Genomic DNA, 19,123 nt, shown 5'->3' on the forward strand with positions numbered 1-19,123 from the left:
TCGCCGAAAGCGCAAGGTTTCCTACGCAACGTTCATCGGCGTAGGGTGAGTCGGCCCCTAAGGCGAGGCAGAGATGCGTAGCTGATGGGAAACAGGTAAATATTCCTGTACCGATCAATAGTGCGATGTGGGGACGGAGAAGGTTAGCTCAGCCAACTGTTGGAATAGTTGGTTCAAGCGTGTAGTCGTGCTCTTTAGGCAAATCCGGAGAGCTTAGATGAGGCGTGATAACGAGTCTGCTTGCAGACGAAGTGAGTGATACCTGCTTCCAGGAAAAGCCACTAAGCTTCAGCTATTGACGACGTACCGCAAACCGACACTGGTGCGCGAGATGAGTATTCTAAGGCGCTTGAGAGAACTCTGGAGAAGGAACTCGGCAAATTGACACCGTAACTTCGGAAGAAGGTGTGCCTCTAGTATGTGTAGAGATTTACTCTCGAAGCAGAATGGGGCCGCAGAGAATCGGTGGCTGCAACTGTTTATTAAAAACACAGCACTCTGCAAAGACGAAAGTCGACGTATAGGGTGTGACTCCTGCCCGGTGCTGGAAGATTAAATGATGGGGTGCAAGCTCTTGACTGAAGTCCCAGTAAACGGCGGCCGTAACTATAACGGTCCTAAGGTAGCGAAATTCCTTGTCGGGTAAGTTCCGACCTGCACGAATGGAGTAATGATGGCCACACTGTCTCCTCCAGAGACTCAGCGAAGTTGAAATGTTTGTGATGATGCAATCTCCCCGCGGAAAGACGGAAAGACCCCATGAACCTTTACTGTAGCTTTACATTGGACTTTGAACAGATCTGTGTAGGATAGGTGGGAGGCTTTGAAGTGAGGACGCTAGTTCTCATGGAGCCAACGTTGAAATACCACCCTGGTGTGTTTGAGGTTCTAACCTTGGTCCCTTATCGGGATTGGGGACAGTGTATGGTGGGCAGTTTGACTGGGGCGGTCTCCTCCCAAAGTGTAACGGAGGAGTTCGAAGGTACGCTAAATACGGTCGGAAATCGTGTTGATAGTGCATTGGCATAAGCGTGCTTGACTGCGAGACTGACAAGTCGAGCAGGTACGAAAGTAGGACAAAGTGATCCGGTGGTTCTGTATGGAAGGGCCATCGCTCAACGGATAAAAGGTACTCTGGGGATAACAGGCTGATACCGCCCAAGAGTTCATATCGACGGCGGTGTTTGGCACCTCGATGTCGGCTCATCTCATCCTGGGGCTGTAGCCGGTCCCAAGGGTATGGCTGTTCGCCATTTAAAGAGGTACGTGAGCTGGGTTTAAAACGTCGTGAGACAGTTTGGTCCCTATCTTCCGTGGGCGCTGCAAGATTGAGAGAGCCTGCTCCTAGTACGAGAGGACCGGAGTGGACGCACCTCTGGTGTATCGGTTGTCACGCCAGTGGCATCGCCGAGTAGCTAAGTGCGGAAGAGATAACCGCTGAAAGCATCTAAGCGGGAAACTCGTCTCAAGATGAGTCTTGCCGGGGCCTTGAGCCCCCTGAAGGGTCGTTCGAGACCAGGACGTTGATAGGCTGGGTGTGGAAGCGCAGTAATGCGTTAAGCTAACCAGTACTAATTGCCCGTGAGGCTTGACCCTATAACTTTGACAGTTCAGGCGATGGAAACATCAGCCGATCTGATCAAGGATTATTGAGGACACAAGTTATACCGTTCTTCAGAAGTCAGATCATTCAACGAAATGATCCAACGTGTGAACGCAATCAAAACCAGCTGATTCGAAGTGCAATACATGACGAACTCATGTATACTGCGCAGCTCTACAAATTGGGCCTGTTGAAAATCTCTGACGAGACTTCAGCAAGCCAACCAGTTAAGCCTGATGACCATAGCGAGGCGGTCCCACTCCTTCCCATCCCGAACAGGACAGTGAAATGCCTCAGCGCCGATGATAGTGCGGGTTCCCGTGTGAAAGTAGGTCATCGTCAGGCTAATATCTAAGCAGCGCCCCCGGTTCGAAAGAATCGGGGGCGTTTTGCTTTACAGGTCGCAAATCCTTGTGACGATGAAAGCTTTGTCTTCGATCGGCCAGGCACCTTGCGTCGTGCCTTTGGATTCAATATGAAGCAAAGGCGTAGCGGGAAGATTGTTTCGGCGCGCTCTTTCTCAGGCGCTATCAACCCCTAGGCTCGCCCCCATGCGTTCGATACGTCGACGCAAAAAATCTTCGGCGAGGCCGGGTTCCGGTTGTAGGCGTTGGCCGATATAGAGCTCCTGGCGACGTTCTGCAATTTGGCTGCGCAGGCGTTGGACCATCACATGGAATGGGTCCAGCCCCAGTTTTTCGGCCCGACTGATGGCCTGCCAGAGTTGATGCATGGGGTGAGCTTCGAGCGCAACGCGGTGGGCTTGAACCACGCGGAGACGGCCTTGTACCGAGTTCTCGCAGCGGCTGAGCCATTCGTGCAAGGCATCGGCATTACCTCCGGTGACTTTGAGTGGATCTTCTCCGGCAGCCAGGAGTAGTGCTTCCAGGCGTGTTCGGTTTTCTGAGGCGTAGGCTTCGTTCACCAGCATCATGGCTTGCTCGCGGCGCTGACGCTCGTTCTCGTTGTCGGCGAAATCAGGATGCAGACGCATGGCTGCGCGCCGATACAAAGTCTTTAAGCTCGGCGGCGGCAGATCGATCACCCCGGCAGCGGGTTCCGCGGGAAGCGGTGGCGCTGTGGGCAAGAAAGGGATGGTTGGCAAGGCCGTGGCTTGCGGCGCACGTGGCGTGCGAGCTGAAATGCCATTGCGGCGCAAAGCTTCGGCCAAGTATTGGGTGGCCGTGTGTAACTGCGATTCCAGAGCATCCAATTCCAAATAGGAGGAGCCAAGCGTGGCCACATACCGGTCGACGAAAGCCCTCAGTTGGCCATGCAGTTCGAAGAATTCCTGCTCCTGGGCTTGCAAATAGCGCTGCAGCTCACGCAATTGAGCCCTTCGGCGGTCCAGTCCATGCCTTGAAAGCGCAGAATTGTTCATGGCACCGAGTGAGTGGGTTGGACGGTCATTCAAACAGTTCTATTGTGGCGTGACGAGTGAAGTTCCTGAAATGAAAACAGCCCCCGCAGGGGCTGTTTTATCTCGGGGCTAACCCGTGTGAGCCTGCCAATCGGCGAATCGCTCGCTCCAGTACTTTTGATTCAGTCTGTCAAGGTTGAGAGGCGGCGGCGCTGGCTTGTTCCGCAGCTGAGCCTGGCGCCGCGGTAAGCACCTTGGTGTCGGACGCAGCCTGTGGCGAATCGGTCGGTTGTGCAGCAATGGCGGCTGGGCTGTTCGTGCCGTGGGCTGCGGCCGGTGCCGTGGTGGGCAAAGGCAGCAGCGGAACGATCAGCAAGGCCACGATGTTGATGATCTTGATCAGCGGGTTGACGGCAGGGCCGGCGGTGTCTTTGTAGGGGTCACCGACCGTATCGCCCGTCACCGCGGCCTTGTGAGCTTCCGAGCCCTTGCCGCCGTGGTGGCCGTCTTCGATGTATTTCTTGGCGTTGTCCCAAGCGCCGCCGCCGGTGCACATGGAAATGGCGACAAAGAGGCCGGTGACGATGGTGCCCATCAACAGGCCGCCCAATGCGGCGGGGCCGAGCAGCAGGCCGACCAAGACCGGTACCACCACGGGCAGCAGTGAGGGCACGATCATTTCCTTGATCGCTGCAGTGGTCAGCATGTCGACGGCGGTGCCATACTCGGGCTTACCGCTGCCATCCATGATGCCCTTGATGTCGCGGAACTGGCGGCGAACTTCGACGACCACCGCGCCCGCAGCACGGCCGACCGCTTCCATGGCCATGGCGCCGAACAGATAGGGGATCAGGCCGCCGATGAACAGGCCCACGATGACTTTGGGGTCGCTGAGGTCGAAGCTCACGCTCAGGCCGCGGCTTTCCAGCGAGTGGGTGTAGTCCGCGAACAGCACCAGCGCGGCAAGGCCGGCCGAGCCAATGGCGTAGCCCTTGGTCACGGCCTTGGTGGTGTTGCCCACGGCGTCCAGGGGGTCCGTCACGTCGCGCACGCTGGAAGGCAGTTCGGACATCTCGGCAATGCCGCCGGCGTTGTCGGTGATGGGACCGTAGGCGTCCAGTGCAACGACGATGCCGGCCATGCTCAGCATGGAGGTGGCGGCCACGGCGATCGCGTACAGACCGCCGAGTTGATAGGTCGCCAGAATGGCGGCGCAAACAAACAGCACGGGCCATGCTGTCGAACGCATCGACACGCCCAGGCCCGCGATGATGTTGGTGCCGTGACCGGTGGTGGACGCTTGTGCGATGTGTTTGACGGGCGAGTACTGGGTGCCGGTGTAGAACTCGGTGATCCAGACCAGGGCCGCGGTCAGCACCAAGCCGACGGCGCATGCGCCGAACAAGCGCATGCGGGTGCCGGCACCCAGGGCGTCATCGGGCACGACTGCATTGGTGACGAAGTAGAAGGCGATCAGGGACAGCACGCCGGCCACTGCGAGGCCTTTGTAAAGCGCCGGCATCACATTCTTCATGCCAGGTGAGGCTTTGACAAAGTAGCAGCCGATGATGGACGCGATGATGGACACGCCCCCCAGCATCAGCGGGTAGAGGATGGCGGCCATCGGTGCAGCAGTCACCACCAGAGCGCCCAGCGCCATGGTGGCGATCAGGGTGACCGCATAGGTCTCGAACAAGTCAGCGGCCATGCCGGCGCAGTCGCCGACGTTGTCGCCGACGTTGTCGGCGATCACCGCCGGGTTGCGCGGGTCGTCCTCGGGAATGCCGGCTTCGACCTTGCCCACCAGGTCAGCGCCCACATCGGCGCCCTTGGTGAAAATGCCGCCACCCAGGCGAGCGAAGATGGAGATCAGCGAAGAGCCGAAGGCAAAGCCCAGCAAGGGCTTGAGCGTGGCGGAATCCACCTTCTCGCCACCACTGAGGTACCAGAAGAACAGGCTCACGCCCAGCAAGCCCAGGCCCACGACCAGCATGCCGGTGATGGCGCCGCCCTTGAACGCGACATCCAGCGCCGGGCCGATGCCCTTGGTGGCGGCCTGGGCGGTGCGCACATTGGCACGCACCGAGACATTCATGCCGATGAAGCCGCAGGCGCCCGAAAGCACCGCGCCCAAGACAAAGCCGATGGCGGTGCGCAGGTCCAGGAAGAAGGCAATCAAGAGGGTCAGCACGACGCCGACCACGGCAATTGTCTTGTACTGCCGTGCGAGGTAGGCGGCGGCCCCTTGCTGGATGGCCGCGGCGATTTCCTGCATGCGGGGATTGCCCGCGTCCTGACTCAAGATCCAGCTTCTCTGGATGAAGCCATACAAGACTGCGGCGATACCGCAGGCCAGCGCGAAGTACAGCGCCAATTGGGTCGTCATGAACGGGTCTCCTGTTGGTGTAACTGCCAAATCGGAATGCGCCTCGATGCCCCTACGCCAGACCTGCACGGTGGCGGCTCAGGTCGCTGCGTTTGATGCTACGGGATGGGCTTTGCGTAAAGCAATCGAGCGCTCTGGGTGTTTACCCAGTGTTTGCGGGTAAACGATGCGCTGACGTCCAAGTCCAGCGGTGTGTCGTAGCCTGGGGTGTTGCAGCTTGCGCCACCGCTGTCACGGCGGTGTAAGCGCAGCCCTTAGAATCCGGGTTTCCCCTCGCGTTAGACCAAGAGAATCATGAGCCTGCACAACGTCACACCCGGCGCCAAGGCGCCAGAACAGTTCAACGTCATCATCGAGATCCCGATGAACGCCGACCCGATCAAGTACGAGGTCGACAAGGAAACCGGCGCCATGTTCGTGGACCGTTTCATGACCACGGCCATGCACTATCCCTGCAACTACGGCTACATCCCGCAGACCCTGTCGGATGACGGCGACCCGGTGGATGTGCTGGTGGTGACGCCGTACCCGCTGACCCCGGGCGTGGTGGTGACCTGCCGCGCGGTGGGCGTGCTGAAGATGGAAGATGAAGCAGGCGGCGATGCCAAGCTGCTGGCCGTGCCCATCGAGAAGATCCTGCCGATGTACACCCACTGGCAAAAGCCCGAAGACGTGAACAAGATGCGCCTGAACGCCATCCAGCATTTCTTCGAGCACTACAAGGACCTGGAGCCCGGCAAGTGGGTCAAGGTGCAAGGCTGGGAAGGCCCGGAAGCCGCCAAGGCTGAAATCACCGCCGGCATCGAAAACTACGCCAAGGCTCAGGCCAAGGCCTGAGTGCCTGCTGGCTGAGGCTGGCTCCTCAGCAACGCTGCGTTCAGCCCGCCGCCGCAAAAGCGCCCGCACAGCCTTGTGCCGGCGCTTTTTTTGTGGCCTTTGAGGACGGCAAGCGCCGGACAGGGGTCAGCTGGGCTTGAAGGGCTGGTGCAATTCCAGCTCGTTGACGTAGGCATGCATTGCTTGCCCCTCGCGCCCGAGGAATTCCGCCACGGCCTGGCTGAAGTCCGGGTGTGCCAGCCAGTGGCTGGAGCCGGTGCTGACCGGCATCAGGCCCCGCGCCATCTTGTGCTCGCCCTGCGCGCCTCCTTCGAAGCGCTGGTAGCCCCGGGCGATGCACCAGCGCAAGGGCTGGTAGTAGCAGGCCTCGAAGTGCAGGCAGGAGATGGCTTCGGTCGCCCCCCAGTAACGTCCAAACGCCACGCCTTGCTCCGGGTCCAGCGCGATCAGTGAGGCGGCCACCGCCTGTCCCTCGCGCCGGGCGATGAACAGCAGCCAGTGTTCGGGCATGCGCTGTGCCATGAGCCGAAAGAAGTCCCTCGTCAGATAGGGCCGGCTGTGGTGGGCGCGGTAGGTCAGCTGGTAACAGCGGTAGAAGAAATCCCAATCCGCCTCTTGAATCTCCGTGCCCTGGCGAGCTTCGAAGCTCACGCTGGCCTCGCGCACTTTGCGTTCTTCCTGCAGAATCTTTTTGCGCTTCTCGCGCTGCAGCGAGGCGAGGAAGTCCTCGAAGTCTCGGTAAGGTGTATCTGAGCGATTGCTCCAATGGAACTGCACGCCGTTGCGCGTCATCCAGCCCCCCGTGCTTGCCGCGGACTGCTCCGCTTCGTTTGCAAACAGGATGTGCGCGGAGGACAGCGATTGTTGGCGCGCCAGAGTCAGCAGCGCATCCAGGAGCAACTGTCGCGCAGCCCCATCCGCGGCCAGCAGCCGAGCGCCGGGCACCGGGGTGAAGGGCACGGCCACCAGCAGCTTGGGGTAGTAGTCCAGGCCATGGCGTTGGTAGGCATCGGCCCAGGCCCAGTCAAACACGTATTCGCCGTAGGAGTGGCTTTTCAAATAGGCCGGGCAAGCTGCAATCAAGCGCTCGCCCTGCCAGACACTCAGGAACTGCGCTTGCCAACCGGTGGCCGCCGTGGCGCTGCCCGATTGCTGCAGCGCTTGCAGGTATTCCAGGCGCATGAAAGGCGTGGCCTGGGCTTGCTCAGCCAGCAAGGCATTCCAGGCGTCGAGAGGCAGCTCCTGCAGGTCGGAATGGACCCGGATGACATAATCGGCCGAGCTAGTTTTCATCTGTGTGAGGCCCATGTCCGTGAAAGTCGCGCTTGCGCAAATCAATGTCACCGTCGGTGATCTCGCGGGCAACGCCAGAAAGATTGTCGAGTTCGCGCGCCGCGCCCATGAGGCCGGCGCCCAGCTCTTGCTGACCCCCGAACTGAGCCTGTGCGGCTATCCGCCCGAAGATCTGTTGCTGCGGCCCGCATTCATGCAGGCCTGCGATGAGCAGCTGCATTGGATCGCCAGCGAACTGGCTGATTGCTCGGGTTTGCATGTCGTCGTCGGCCATCCACTGCAACGCGAGGGAGCGGCGGATCTTAGGTCCAAGAGCTGGGCCGTGCCGGCGCGCTTCAATGCAGCCTCAGTGCTGGCAGGGGGACAGGTCTTGCGCAGCTATGCCAAGCGCGAGCTGCCCAATTACCAGGTCTTTGACGAGCGGCGCTATTTCGTCTCGGGTCGTGATGCGGGCGAGGCGCCTCTGGTCTTTGATGTCGGCGGTTTGCGTTTTGGCTTGAACATCTGCGAAGACGCCTGGTTCGACGAACCCGCCCGCGCCGCCAAGGCGGCCGGCGCCCAGGTGCTGTGCGTGCTGAATGCCTCCCCCTTCCATTTGGGCAAGGTGGCCGAGCGCGAGGCGCGCATGGCCGAGCGGGTGGCCGATGTGGGCTTGCCCTTGCTCTACGCCCATCTGGTGGGCGGGCAGGACGAGGTGGTGTTTGATGGCGCGTCGTTCGCGCTCGACGCCCAGGGCCAGCTCGCTGCTAGGGCAGCCATGTTCGAAGAGGAACTGCTGCTGATCGAACTGGATGCCCAGGGGCGCGTCCAGGGTCAGGTCTTGCCTCTGCCGGAGCTGGAAGCCCAAGCCTGGGGCGCTTTGGTCACCGGCGTGCGGGATTACATCGGCAAGAACGGCTTCCCGGGGGCTTTGATCGGCCTGTCCGGCGGCATCGATTCGGCCCTTGTGTTGGCCATTGCGGTCGATGCGCTGGGCGCCGACAAGGTGCGCACGGTGATGATGCCGTCGCCCTACACGGCGGATATTTCCTGGATTGACGCCCGCGACATGGCGGAGCGCCTGGGCGTGCGCTACGACGAAAAATCCATCGTGCCCATGTTCGAGGCCTTCAACGCCAGCCTGGCTGAGGAGTTCCAGGGTCTGCCACTGGACGCGACCGAAGAAAACATCCAGGCCCGCATCCGCGGCACTTTGCTGATGGCGCTGTCCAACAAGTTTGGCTCCATCGTGCTGACCACCGGCAACAAGAGCGAAATGGCCACCGGCTACTGCACGCTGTACGGCGATATGGCCGGTGGCTTCGCCGTGATCAAGGATGTCGCCAAGACCTTGGTCTTCCGCCTGGCGCGCTGGCGTAACGAGCAGCCCACGCGGCGTGCCGATGGTACGGTCGGCCCCATCATCCCCGAACGCATCATCACCCGGCCGCCCTCGGCCGAGCTACGCCCCGATCAGAAGGATCAGGACAGTCTGCCGCCGTACGAGGTGCTGGACGCCATCCTCGCCCGCTATATGGAAGAGGATCAGTCTCTGGCCGAGATTGTCGCGGCGGGCTTTGATCCGGCCGATGTCGAGCGTGTGACCCGGCTGATCAAGATCAACGAATACAAGCGCCGTCAGGCGCCCATCGGTATTCGCATCACCCATCGCGCTTTCGGGCGGGATTGGCGCTATCCGATTACCTCGAAGTTCCGTGCTTAAATCCCCAGGTCCCCATCTTTCCAGGAGCATTCGTCCATGAAGCAGATCACCGCCATCATCAAGCCTTTCAAGCTGGACGAAGTCCGCGAATCGCTGGCCGAGGTGGGCGCATCGGGCTTGACCGTCACCGAAGTCAAGGGCTTTGGCCGCCAGAAGGGCCACACCGAGCTCTACCGCGGCGCCGAGTACGTGGTGGACTTCCTGCCCAAGGTGAAGGTGGAGGTGGTGGTCAAGGACGAAGATGTCGAGCGTTGCATCGACGCCATCCTCAAGGCAGCCAAGACCGGCAAGATTGGCGACGGCAAGATTTTCGTCACCCCGGTCGAGCAGGTGGTGCGCATCCGCACCGGTGAGACCGACGAAGCCGCGGTCTGAGACCTCGCGTCAGCGGTTCGCGCCGCTGACGCCATGAGGCGCTCGGCCGCCTTGGCTCAGGCCATGAAGCGCTGCCACAAGGCTGCGCCCCACACACCGACGCACAGCAGCAGAGCCAGCAGCACGGCGGCGCTGGCCAGGTCCTTGGCCCGCTTGGACAAATCGTGGATCTCGAAGGACACACGGTCGATCGCGGCTTCGATGCCCGAGTTCAGCAACTCGACGATCAGCACCAGCAGCAGCGAACCCAGCAGCAGCGACACCTGCACCCAGCCCTCGCCCAGCCAGAAAGCGGCCGGCGTGGCCAGGATCAACAGCCAGACCTCCTGGCGAAACGCACTTTCCCCGGTGTAGGCCGCCTTCAGTCCGGACATGGAATAGCCGGCCGCATGGATGATGCGGTCGATGCCGGTACGGCCCTTGTGCGGGTTGCTCATCTCGAAGTGCTCACTTGGATTTAGGAGTCGGGACCTGGCTGACCAACTGGGTGCGGCCGATCACATCATGCAAAAACTGCCCGCCAGGCAGTACCCGGCTCAGTGCGGCATAGCCCAGCAAACCGAGCAGGCCCACCACACTGATGGCGCCAAAGCCCAGGCCGTGCTGGCGCATCTGCAGTGCCGCCATCACCGGCAGCAGCCACCAGGCGAAGCTCAAAACATAGCGCAGCAGGGCCTGACCCACGCTCAGGGGCTGGCCATCGAGGCGCAGCACACGGATGTGCCAGGTCTTCATCGGCAGGGTCTGGCCGCTGCGGCTCCAGAAATAGACGAAGTAGGCGCCAAAGCTGCAAGCCAAGGCCAGCATCAAGCCGTTGCGGTGCTCCAGTGCGTGGCGTTGTTGCGCCAGCGGTGAGTACACCAGGCCCGTGACCATGGCCACCGCAAACAGCAGGATTCCTTCATACAGGAAAGCCGCCAGGCGTCGTGCCAAGCCGGGCGCCCGCGCCGGCGCGGGTGTCAGGGAATCAGAGTCGCTCATGGATCAGGGGGCGGAAGCGGCAGTGCTCGCTGCGAGAGGGGCGGAAGCCGTGGCGGCCGCAGGTGTGGCCGACGCCGGGCGCCGCTTGGGCAGCAAGGTCTTGCTGTCGACCAAGCTGGGGTCGGCCCACACCTTGGTTTGGCCCGCGCGCTGGTGGCTGGGGCGCAGCGCATGCTGTGTGATCAGCACCGTGCTGACCCCCGGTTTTGCTTGCAGCACAGAAGGGGCCACGGGCTTGACAGGCAAGCTCTTGGGCAGGGCTGGCACAAGATTGGACTTGGTCTGGCTTGCGATGGCGGCTGCAGCCGGAACGCCGACCTTCTTCGGCGCCTGCTTTTTGGCTGCCTTGTCCGCAAGTTGCTGGCGCTTCTCCGGCGGCAGAGCCTGGTAGGCCTCCCATTTGGCCTGGCGGTCACCTGGATTCAATTGCTGGGCGGCGGCTTGGAAGCCGGCTCGCGCTTGCTGGCGCTCGGCGGCACTGAGTCGCGTCCAATCGCGCATACGCTCTTGCATGCGCGCTTGCTCTTCCGCCGGCAGACCGGGAAAGCGTTGTGCCACTTCCAGCCATTTGCTCTTGCGGCCGGTGTCCAGACCGTCCCAGTCGCGTTCGAGCGGGGCCAAGATCTTCTTTTGCGCCGCGCTCAAGGCTGTCCAGTTCGGAGGTAGCAAGGCCGTCCCCGCACCGAGGATAGGAGCGGGCGCTCGCTTGACCGCCGAAGCGGCGGTGGCGGGGGGCAGAGCTTTGGGCGGTGGCACGGCGCTGGCCGCAGGAGCGCTTGCGCCCGGCACGCTGGCGGCTTCGCTGACCGGCGTCGGAATCTGCGCCAAGGCTGTCGACGTGATCAGGCTCAGCAAAGCGGCAGCGAGCCCGCCGCAGAAAGTCGTGGAGAGGTCGGACCGGATGGACGCGCCTTTCGAGGGGGCAATGGTGCGCATCCGTCAGTCTTGCTCGTCGCTCAAGAATTCAGAGAAACCTGGGTCGCTGTAAGCCGAAGGGGGCAGGTTGTCGGCCAGCAAGGCCGTGTCCACTTCGGCAGCGGCCAGAATTTGCTCGTAGAACTGACCATGCTGAATCAGTGCCAGGCCAAGAACCAGCATGAACAGCGGCATCAGCGAGGCGAACTTCAGCCAGCGCGGCGACCCTTTGCCCCCGAACAGGGCCAAGCTGGCGCCGTTGCGCACCAGCTGGGTGCTGGGCGCGAGTTCGCTCTGGGCCGCGCGGGCGCTGCGCGCCTTGAGCAGGGCCTGCTCGCGGGCGAAACGCAGGCGTTCGGAAACATCGGCCGGCAAGGCCTGGTTGCGTTCGCTCAGGCCAGCGGCCACGCGCAGGCCGAAACGTGCCACGCGGGCGTCCAGCTCTTGCGCAAACTGTGAGTGCTTCGACGTGTTCATAGTGTGATTCCCTTGGCCTTCAGCGATTTTGCCAATGCATGCGTGGCTCGGGAGCAGTGAGTTTTAACACTGCCTTCCGAGCATCCCATGACGCTGGCGGTCTCCGCGACATCCAGTTCCTCCCAGTAACGCAGCAGGAAGGCTTCCCGTTGACGCGCCGGCAGCTCCGCCACTTCCGCATCAATGACCTGCAAGATCTGGGCCCGCGACACCTCGTCGGCCGCGCTCAAGGCGCCCAGCGCGCCCTCCTGGCCTTCCAGCATTTCGAGCAGGTCGAAATCGCCGTCTTCGTCGCTGCCTTCGAAGTCCGACATGTTTTGCATCACCCCGTTGCGCACCTTCTTGCGCCGGAAGTAATCCATGGTCGCGTTGGACAGGATGCGCTGGAACAGCATGGGCAGTTCGGCCGCCGGGCGGTCGAAGTACTTTTCGGCCAGGCGGATCATGGCGTCTTGCACGATGTCCAGCGCGGCATCGTCGTCACGCACCATGTAGGCGGTGCGTTTGAACGCGCGTTGGTCGACGCTGCGCAGGAAATCGTTGAGTTCTTTGTCGGTGGCCAAGGAGGAGGAGGGCGGCAAGCCCGGACTGGCAAAACAGCGCGAAGTATCGCATTGCGTGGCGCTGGAGCGCCGTTCTAGGCGAGCAAGTCGACGGAGGCGCACCCGAGTCGGTGCATAATGTTGCTTCGCACAATGAAGTCACTGGTCTCAGACTGGCTTGCCCGACCCGGGTGCCAAGTTTTTTGATCGCGCAGGTTCCGAGTCCACCTCACAAGGGTGCGAGAAGGGACACCGATGGTTTTTCGTTAGAGAAATTCACAAAGGTTCGAAATGGACATGTCTAGCGCGGAAGTCAAGCGCGTTGCGGCCTCTGATGGTCGTGCGCAGCCTCACTCCTCAAACCCCTCTCCCTCCTCGTCGGACCTCAACGGTTCCGAGATCCTGGTTCGCTGCCTGCAGGCCGAAGGTGTTCAATTCCTTTGGGGCTATCCCGGCGGCGCGGTGCTGTACATCTACGACGCACTGTACAAACAGGAAACCATCCAACACGTTCTGGTTCGCCATGAGCAGGCTGCCGTGCATGCCGCTGACGGCTATGCCCGCGCCACCGGCGATGTCGGCGTGGCCCTGGTGACCTCCGGTCCGGGCGTGACCAATGCCATCACCGGCATCGCCACCGCCTATATGGACTCGATCCCCATGGTGATCGTGACCGGCCAGGTGCCCACGCCGGCGATCGGCCTGGACGCCTTCCAGGAATGCGACACCGTCGGCATCACCCGGCCCATCGTCAAGCACAACTTCCTGGTCAAGGATGTGCGCGATCTGGCCATGACGATGAAGAAAGCCTTCCACATCGCCCGCACCGGCCGGCCCGGTCCGGTGGTGGTGGACATCCCCAAAGATGTCTCCATGGCCAAGCTGGGCGCTGCCTTCGAGTACCCCAAGCATGTGGAGATGCGCTCCTACAACCCGGCGCGCAAGGGCCACTCGGGCCAGATCCGCAAGGCCGTGCAGCTCTTGCTGCAGGCCAAACGCCCCTACATCTACTCGGGTGGCGGCGTCATCTTGGGCGAGTCCTCAGCCGAGCTGCGTGAGCTGGTCAATCTGCTGGGCTACCCCTGCACCAACACCTTGATGGGCCTGGGCGCCATTCCCGCCAGCGACCCCAAGTTCCTGGGCATGCTGGGCATGCACGGCACCTACGAAGCGAATATGACCATGCAGCACTGCGATGTGCTGCTGGCCGTGGGCGCGCGTTTCGATGACCGGGTGATCGGCAACCCCAAGCACTTCGCCCAGGTCGAGCGCAAGATCATCCATGTGGACATCGACCCGTCCTCGATCTCCAAGCGTGTGCGCGTGGACATCCCCATCGTCGGTGACGTCAAGGACGTGCTGCAAGAGCTGATCTTTCAGATCAAGGAAGCACAGGCCAAGCCCGATTCGGCCTCCATCAATGCCTGGTGGAGCCAGATCAACGAATGGCGTCGCCGCGAATGTCTGGCCTACAAGCCGTCCACCGAGGTGATCAAGCCGCAGATGGTGGTCGAGACTTTGTGGAACCTGACCAAGGACCGCGACGCCTACATCACCTCCGATGTGGGGCAGCACCAGATGTGGGCGGCCCAGTTTTACCGCTTCGAAGAACCGCGTCGCTGGATCAACTCCGGCGGCCTCGGCACCATGGGTGTGGGCCTGCCCTACGCCATGGGCATCAAGCTGGCCAAGCCGGAATCGGACGTGTTCTGCGTCACCGGCGAGGGCAGCATCCAGATGTGCATCCAGGAACTGTCCACCTGCCAGCAGTACAAGACGCCGGTCAAGATCGTCGCCTTGAACAACCGCTACCTCGGCATGGTGCGGCAGTGGCAGGAGCTCGACTACGGCAAGCGCTACTCCCACAGCTATATGGAAGCGCTGCCCGATTTCGTCAAGCTGGCCGAGGCCTACGGCCATGTCGGCCTGCTGGTCGAAAAGCCCGGTGATGTCGAAGGCGCGCTGCGTGAAGCCATGCGCCTGAAGGACCGCACGGTCTTTCTCGACATCCGCACCGATCCTGCCGAGAACGTCTGGCCCATGGTCCAGGCGGGCAAGGGCATTTCGGAAATGCGCCTGGGGTCCGAGGACCTGTGAGTGCCTGAGGGCAGGGCCTGGGCGCCAGCGTTACCGCGCTGATGTCAAAGGCCTCGCCCGCAGCACTCCGCCCAAGCCTCGCACCTGTTTCCCTCCATCGAAGAGCGTGGCCAAGAGCCGTCGGTTACCGCCGCCGGTTTGAAGAGCGCGAAGGACGAGACCACACCCATGAAACACATCATTGCACTGCTCATCGAGAACGAGCCGGGCGCGCTGTCGCGCGTCGTCGCCTTGTTCTCCGCCCGTGGCTACAACATCGAGAGCCTGACCGTGGCGCCGACCGAGGATGCATCCTTGTCGCGCATGACCATCGTCACGACGGGTTCGGACGAGGTGATCGAGCAGATCACCAAACACCTGAACCGCCTGATCGAAGTGGTCAAGGTCGTGGACCTGACCGAAGGCAATTACACCGAGCGCGAGCTCATGCTCATCAAGGTGCGCGCGGTCGGCAAGGAGCGCGAAGAGATGAAGCGCACCGCCGACATCTTCCGCGGCCGCATCATCGATGTGACTGAGAAGACCTACACCATCGAGCTGACCGGCGATGCCAGCAAGCTCGATGCCTTCATCGGTGCGATCGACCGCGCCTCCATCCTAGAAACGGTGCGCACAGGCACTAGCGGCATCGGCCGCGGCGAGCGCATCTTGCGCCTTTGATGACGCCCGATTTCATCTGACCCTTCTGGCAGTACCCACCCCTCTTTTTTCGACCGATTCACTGAATTTTTCTGGAGACCGACATGAACGTTTTTTATGACAAGGACGCCGACCTCAGCCTCATCAAGGGCAAGAACGTCACCATCATCGGCTACGGCTCACAAGGCCATGCCCATGCGCAAAATCTGAACGACAGCGGCGTCAAGGTCACCGTCGGTCTGCGCCGCAGCGGCGCGTCCTGGGCCAAGGCCGAGAACGCAGGCCTGAAGGTGGCCGAAATCGCCGAGGCCGTGAAGGCCGCCGATGTGGTCATGATCCTGCTGCCCGACGAGCAGATCGCCGAGGTCTACAAGAACGAGGTCGAGCCCCATATCAAGCCCGGCGCTTCGCTGGCCTTCGCTCACGGCTTCAATGTGCACTACGGCCAGGTCACGCCGCGCGCCGATCTGGACGTCTGGATGGTCGCGCCCAAGGCCCCCGGCCACACCGTGCGCGGCACCTACACCCAGGGTGGCGGCGTGCCCCACCTGATCGCTGTCTACGCCGACAAGACCGGTCGCGCCCGCGATCTGGCTCTGAGCTATGCCTCCGCCAACGGCGGTGGCAAGGCCGGCATCATCGAGACCAACTTCCGCGAAGAGACCGAGACCGATCTGTTCGGCGAACAAGCCGTGCTGTGCGGCGGTGCCGTGGAGCTGATCAAGGCAGGCTTTGAAACCCTGACCGAAGCCGGCTACGCGCCCGAGATGGCCTACTTCGAGTGCCTGCACGAGCTGAAGTTGATTGTTGACCTGATTTATGAAGGCGGTATCGCCAACATGAACTACTCGATCTCCAACAACGCCGAGTACGGTGAGTACGTGACCGGCCCGCGCGTGGTGACCGAGGCGACCAAGAACGCCATGCGTCAGTGCCTGAAGGACATCCAGACTGGCGAGTACGCCAAGAGCTTCATTCTGGAAAACAAGGCCGGCGCACCGACCCTGCTGAGCCGTCGCCGCCTGACCGCCGAGCATCCGATCGAGCAAGTGGGCGAGAAGCTGCGCGCCATGATGCCCTGGATCAAGAAGAATCGCCTGGTTGACCAGTCGAAGAACTGAGTGTGGACCGAGTCGAGCGCCTGCGCGCTCGACGACGCCTCACGAAGGCCGGGCCGCATGCTTGCGGCCGGGCTGAGGGGTGAATCATCTCAAAGCCGCGACATGTTCGCGGCTTTTTCTTTGGAGCCCCTGTTGTATCCTTGCGCCCCATGACCGATCCCAAGAATCCACTGCCCGCAGCCCTGCCTGACGATGAGGACATCGAGGCGCACGAGCCGGTGCGCCGGCGCCGCAAGGGCATCTACATCCTGCCCAATCTCTTCACCCTGGCGGCCCTGTTCAGCGGCTTTTACGCCATCGTGATGGCCATGAATGGCCGCTTCGAACAATCGGCCTACGGCATTTTTGCGGCCATGGTGCTGGATAGCCTGGACGGCCGTGTGGCGCGCATGACCAACACGCAGAGCACCTTCGGCGAGCAGATGGACAGCCTCTCTGACATGGTCTCCTTCGGCGCCGCGCCGGCGCTGATCATGTACATCTGGGCCTTGTCCGGCTTGGGCAAGTGGGGCTGGTTCGCAGCTTTCGTTTACATCGCCGGTGCCGCCCTGCGTCTGGCGCGTTTCAACACCAATATCGCGGTGGTGGACAAGCGTTTCTTCCAGGGTGTGCCCAGCCCGGCTGCCGCGGCCCTGGTGATGGGCCTGGTCTGGGTGGTGGATGACGCCGGCTTCAAGGCCATCCACAGCACGCCGTCGCTGGCTTGGGTGGCGTTCGGCTTCACGCTGTACGCGGGCCTGACCATGGTCACCAATGCGCCGTTCTACAGCTTCAAGGATGTGAGCTTCAAGCGTTCGGTCCCCTTCATCGTGATCGTGGCGATTGCGCTGGGGATTGCCGTTATCAACATCGACCCGCCGCGCGTGCTCTTTGGCTTGTTCTGTGCCTACGGCCTTTCGGGCTATGTGGTCTACGGCTACAAGCGCATGAAGGGCAAGCCGGTCAGCGTGATCGCCACATCGACCGACGAGCCCGATGAAAAGGGCTTGCACGACTGAGGCGCCCGTGCTTTGGCGTGCATTTCGCGTGCTATATTCAAGCCCATGTTGTCGACCACCGCATCCGCACTGCTGCTACTAGCCATCGAGCCCCGGGCCCGCTGATCGCGCACGTCGTTACACACCAGTTTCCTCGCACATCACCGGCCCGCCAAGCATCTGCTTCGCGGGCCGTTTTGTTTTTCTGTCCCTCAACCCGAGCCACTTGGAGACCCTCATGGCTGACCAGCTGATCATCTTCGACACCACCTTGCGCGACGGCGAGCAATCGCCCGGCGCCTCGATGACGAAGGACGAAAAGCTACGCATTGCGCGTCAGCTGGAGCGGCTCAAGGTCGATGTGATCGAGGCGGGCTTTGCGGCTTCCTCGAACGGTGATTTCGAGGCGGTCAAGGCGATTGCCGACGCTGTGCGTGAAAGCACCATCTGCTCGCTCGCCCGTGCCAACGATCGCGACATCGCCCGTGCGGCCGAGGCGCTCAAGGGCGCGGCGCGCTCGCGCATCCACACCTTCATCGCCACCAGCGAGCTCCATATGGAGAAGAAGCTGCGCATGACACGTGAACAGGTGCTGGAGCAGGCGATCCAGGCCGTGCGCTTTGCCCGCAATGTGACCGGCGATGTGGAGTTCTCGCCGGAAGACGGTTATCGCTCCGATCCGGATTTCCTGGCCCGCGTGATCGAAGCGGTGATCAAGGAAGGCGCCCGCACCATCAACATCCCGGACACCGTGGGCTACGCCATCCCGGAGCTCTACGGCAATTTCATCAAGACCCTGCGCGAGCGCGTGCCCAACTCGGATCAGGCGATCTGGTCCGTGCACTGCCACAACGACCTGGGCATGGCCGTGGCCAATTCCCTGGCCGGCGTGAAGATCGGCGGCGCGCGTCAGATCGAATGCACCATCAACGGCCTGGGCGAGCGTGCGGGCAATTGCTCGCTGGAAGAAGTGGTGATGGCCGTCAAGACCCGTCGCGACTACTTCGGCCTCGATTGCAATATCGACGCGTCGCACATCGTCGCCGCCTCGCGCCTGGTCTCGCAGACCACCGGCTTTGTGGTGCAGCCCAACAAGGCGGTGGTGGGCGCCAATGCTTTTGCCCATGCCTCCGGCATCCACCAGGACGGCGTACTCAAGGCACGTGACACCTACGAAATCATGCGCGCCGAAGACGTGGGTTGGAGCGCCAACAAGATCGTGCTGGGCAAGCTGAGTGGCCGCAATGCCTTCAAGCAGCGCCTGCAAGAGTTGGGCATCGCGCTCGAGTCCGAGGCCGAGGTCAATGCCGCGTTCGTGCGCTTCAAGGATCTGGCCGACCGCAAGAACGAGATCTTCGACGAGGACATCATCGCCCTGGTGATGGACGAGTCGGTCAGCTCGGACCAGGAGCACTACCGCCTGGTCGCGCTGTCGCAGCGCTCCGAGATGGGCGAGCAGCCGCACGCCAGCGTGGTGTTTGCGGTCGGCGCGCAAGAACACCGGGCCGAGAGCAGCGGCAACGGGCCGGTGGATGCGGTTCTACGCGCCATCGAATCCACCGTTCAAAGTGGCGCCGAGATGCTGCTCTATTCGGTCAATGCCATCACAAGCGGCAGCACAGAATCGCAAGGCGAGGTGACGGTGCGCTTGCAGCATGCCGGTCGCGTGGTCAATGGCGTGGGGGCCGATCCCGATATCGTGGTCGCCTCAGCCAAGGCATATTTGAGCGCGCTGAACAAGCTGCAAAGCAAGACCGAGCGGGTCGCGGCGCAGGGCTGATCGGTCGCTGAGGCCCGCGGCCCCGGGGCCTTCGGCGG

Annotated in this window: 16 protein-coding genes and 2 rRNA genes; 10 read left to right on the forward strand and 8 right to left on the reverse strand. The window is 62.0% G+C overall.

All coding sequences use genetic code 11. The features are described 5' to 3' along the window. Positions 1 to 1,596 (forward strand): 23S ribosomal RNA (locus C1O66_RS19645); the annotation flags it as partial. Positions 1,597 to 1,835: 239 nt separating this feature from the next. After that, positions 1,836 to 1,948 (forward strand): 5S ribosomal RNA (gene rrf / locus C1O66_RS19650). 175 nt (positions 1,949 to 2,123) lie between these two features. Here rrf and C1O66_RS23790 read toward each other — a convergent pair. Then, positions 2,124 to 2,984, reverse strand: coding sequence for a J domain-containing protein (locus C1O66_RS23790; RefSeq protein ID WP_133155084.1), 861 nt, complete (start codon positions 2,982 to 2,984; stop codon positions 2,124 to 2,126). Between the two features lie 169 nt (positions 2,985 to 3,153). Beyond that, the gene (locus C1O66_RS19660) at positions 3,154 to 5,349 is read right to left on the reverse strand and encodes a sodium-translocating pyrophosphatase (protein WP_102769752.1); all 2,196 of its coding nucleotides are present in this window, start codon (positions 5,347 to 5,349) and stop codon (positions 3,154 to 3,156) included. Between the two features lie 294 nt (positions 5,350 to 5,643). Between C1O66_RS19660 and ppa the strand changes: the two genes are divergently transcribed. Continuing rightward, on the forward strand, positions 5,644 to 6,186 hold the full coding sequence (gene ppa, locus C1O66_RS19665; protein ID WP_102769753.1) for an inorganic diphosphatase: 543 nt from the start codon (positions 5,644 to 5,646) through the stop codon (positions 6,184 to 6,186). A 126-nt stretch (positions 6,187 to 6,312) separates the two neighbouring features. On the opposite strand, the gene C1O66_RS19670 is transcribed toward ppa, so the two are convergent. Then, on the reverse strand, positions 6,313 to 7,479 hold the full coding sequence (locus C1O66_RS19670) for a GNAT family N-acetyltransferase (RefSeq protein WP_102770381.1): 1,167 nt from the start codon (positions 7,477 to 7,479) through the stop codon (positions 6,313 to 6,315). A 13-nt stretch (positions 7,480 to 7,492) separates the two neighbouring features. On the opposite strand from C1O66_RS19670, the gene C1O66_RS19675 reads away from it, so the two are divergent. Both C1O66_RS19675 and C1O66_RS19680 read left to right on the forward strand, forming a co-directional pair. Continuing rightward, positions 7,493 to 9,181 carry an NAD+ synthase gene (locus C1O66_RS19675; RefSeq protein ID WP_102769754.1) on the forward strand — a complete coding sequence of 563 codons (1,689 nt, stop codon included), beginning with the start codon at positions 7,493 to 7,495 and terminating at the stop codon, positions 9,179 to 9,181. 36 nt (positions 9,182 to 9,217) lie between these two features. Then, the gene (locus C1O66_RS19680) at positions 9,218 to 9,556 is read left to right on the forward strand and encodes a P-II family nitrogen regulator (protein WP_102769755.1); all 339 of its coding nucleotides are present in this window, start codon (positions 9,218 to 9,220) and stop codon (positions 9,554 to 9,556) included. A gap of 56 nt (positions 9,557 to 9,612) precedes the next feature. Here the strand turns inward: C1O66_RS19680 and C1O66_RS19685 are convergent, their stop codons facing one another. Genes C1O66_RS19685 through C1O66_RS19705 form a run of 5 tightly spaced genes read right to left on the reverse strand, consistent with a single transcriptional unit; the run spans position 9,613 to position 12,492 of the window. Then, positions 9,613 to 9,993 (reverse strand): diacylglycerol kinase, encoded by a 381-nt coding sequence (locus tag C1O66_RS19685; protein WP_102769756.1) that lies wholly within the window; start codon positions 9,991 to 9,993, stop codon positions 9,613 to 9,615. Between the two features lie 10 nt (positions 9,994 to 10,003). Then, positions 10,004 to 10,537 carry an RDD family protein gene (locus C1O66_RS19690; RefSeq protein ID WP_102769757.1) on the reverse strand — a complete coding sequence of 178 codons (534 nt, stop codon included), beginning with the start codon at positions 10,535 to 10,537 and terminating at the stop codon, positions 10,004 to 10,006. Positions 10,538 to 10,540: 3 nt separating this feature from the next. Beyond that, positions 10,541 to 11,473, reverse strand: coding sequence for a DUF3106 domain-containing protein (locus C1O66_RS19695; RefSeq protein WP_102769758.1), 933 nt, complete (start codon positions 11,471 to 11,473; stop codon positions 10,541 to 10,543). Between the two features lie 3 nt (positions 11,474 to 11,476). Next, positions 11,477 to 11,929, reverse strand: coding sequence for a DUF3619 family protein (locus C1O66_RS19700; protein ID WP_102769759.1), 453 nt, complete (start codon positions 11,927 to 11,929; stop codon positions 11,477 to 11,479). Further along, on the reverse strand, positions 11,926 to 12,492 hold the full coding sequence (locus C1O66_RS19705; RefSeq protein ID WP_102769760.1) for an RNA polymerase sigma factor: 567 nt from the start codon (positions 12,490 to 12,492) through the stop codon (positions 11,926 to 11,928). Before C1O66_RS19705 ends, C1O66_RS19700 begins: the two co-directional genes overlap by 4 nt. A 270-nt stretch (positions 12,493 to 12,762) precedes the next feature. Between C1O66_RS19705 and C1O66_RS19710 the strand changes: the two genes are divergently transcribed. The 5 genes from C1O66_RS19710 (at position 12,763) to C1O66_RS19730 (ending at position 19,085) form a co-directional block, all read left to right on the forward strand. Beyond that, positions 12,763 to 14,568, forward strand: a complete 1,806-nt coding sequence (locus C1O66_RS19710) for an acetolactate synthase 3 catalytic subunit (protein ID WP_102769761.1) — start codon at positions 12,763 to 12,765, stop codon at positions 14,566 to 14,568. A gap of 168 nt (positions 14,569 to 14,736) precedes the next feature. Further along, positions 14,737 to 15,228, forward strand: coding sequence for an acetolactate synthase small subunit (gene ilvN, locus C1O66_RS19715; RefSeq protein ID WP_102769762.1), 492 nt, complete (start codon positions 14,737 to 14,739; stop codon positions 15,226 to 15,228). Positions 15,229 to 15,311: 83 nt separating this feature from the next. Next, a complete protein-coding gene (gene ilvC, locus C1O66_RS19720) occupies positions 15,312 to 16,328 on the forward strand; it encodes a ketol-acid reductoisomerase (protein WP_102769763.1) in 1,017 nt (338 codons plus the stop codon). A gap of 149 nt (positions 16,329 to 16,477) precedes the next feature. Next, entirely contained in the window at positions 16,478 to 17,326 is an 849-nt protein-coding gene (gene pssA, locus C1O66_RS19725; RefSeq protein ID WP_102769764.1) for a CDP-diacylglycerol--serine O-phosphatidyltransferase, read from the forward strand. 217 nt (positions 17,327 to 17,543) lie between these two features. Further along, entirely contained in the window at positions 17,544 to 19,085 is a 1,542-nt protein-coding gene (locus tag C1O66_RS19730; protein ID WP_102770382.1) for a 2-isopropylmalate synthase, read from the forward strand. The last annotated feature ends 38 nt before the right edge of the window (positions 19,086 to 19,123 follow it).

The sequence above is a fragment of the Paucibacter aquatile genome, from assembly GCF_002885975.1.
GTDB classification, from domain to species: domain Bacteria; phylum Pseudomonadota; class Gammaproteobacteria; order Burkholderiales; family Burkholderiaceae_C; genus Paucibacter_A; species Paucibacter_A aquatilis.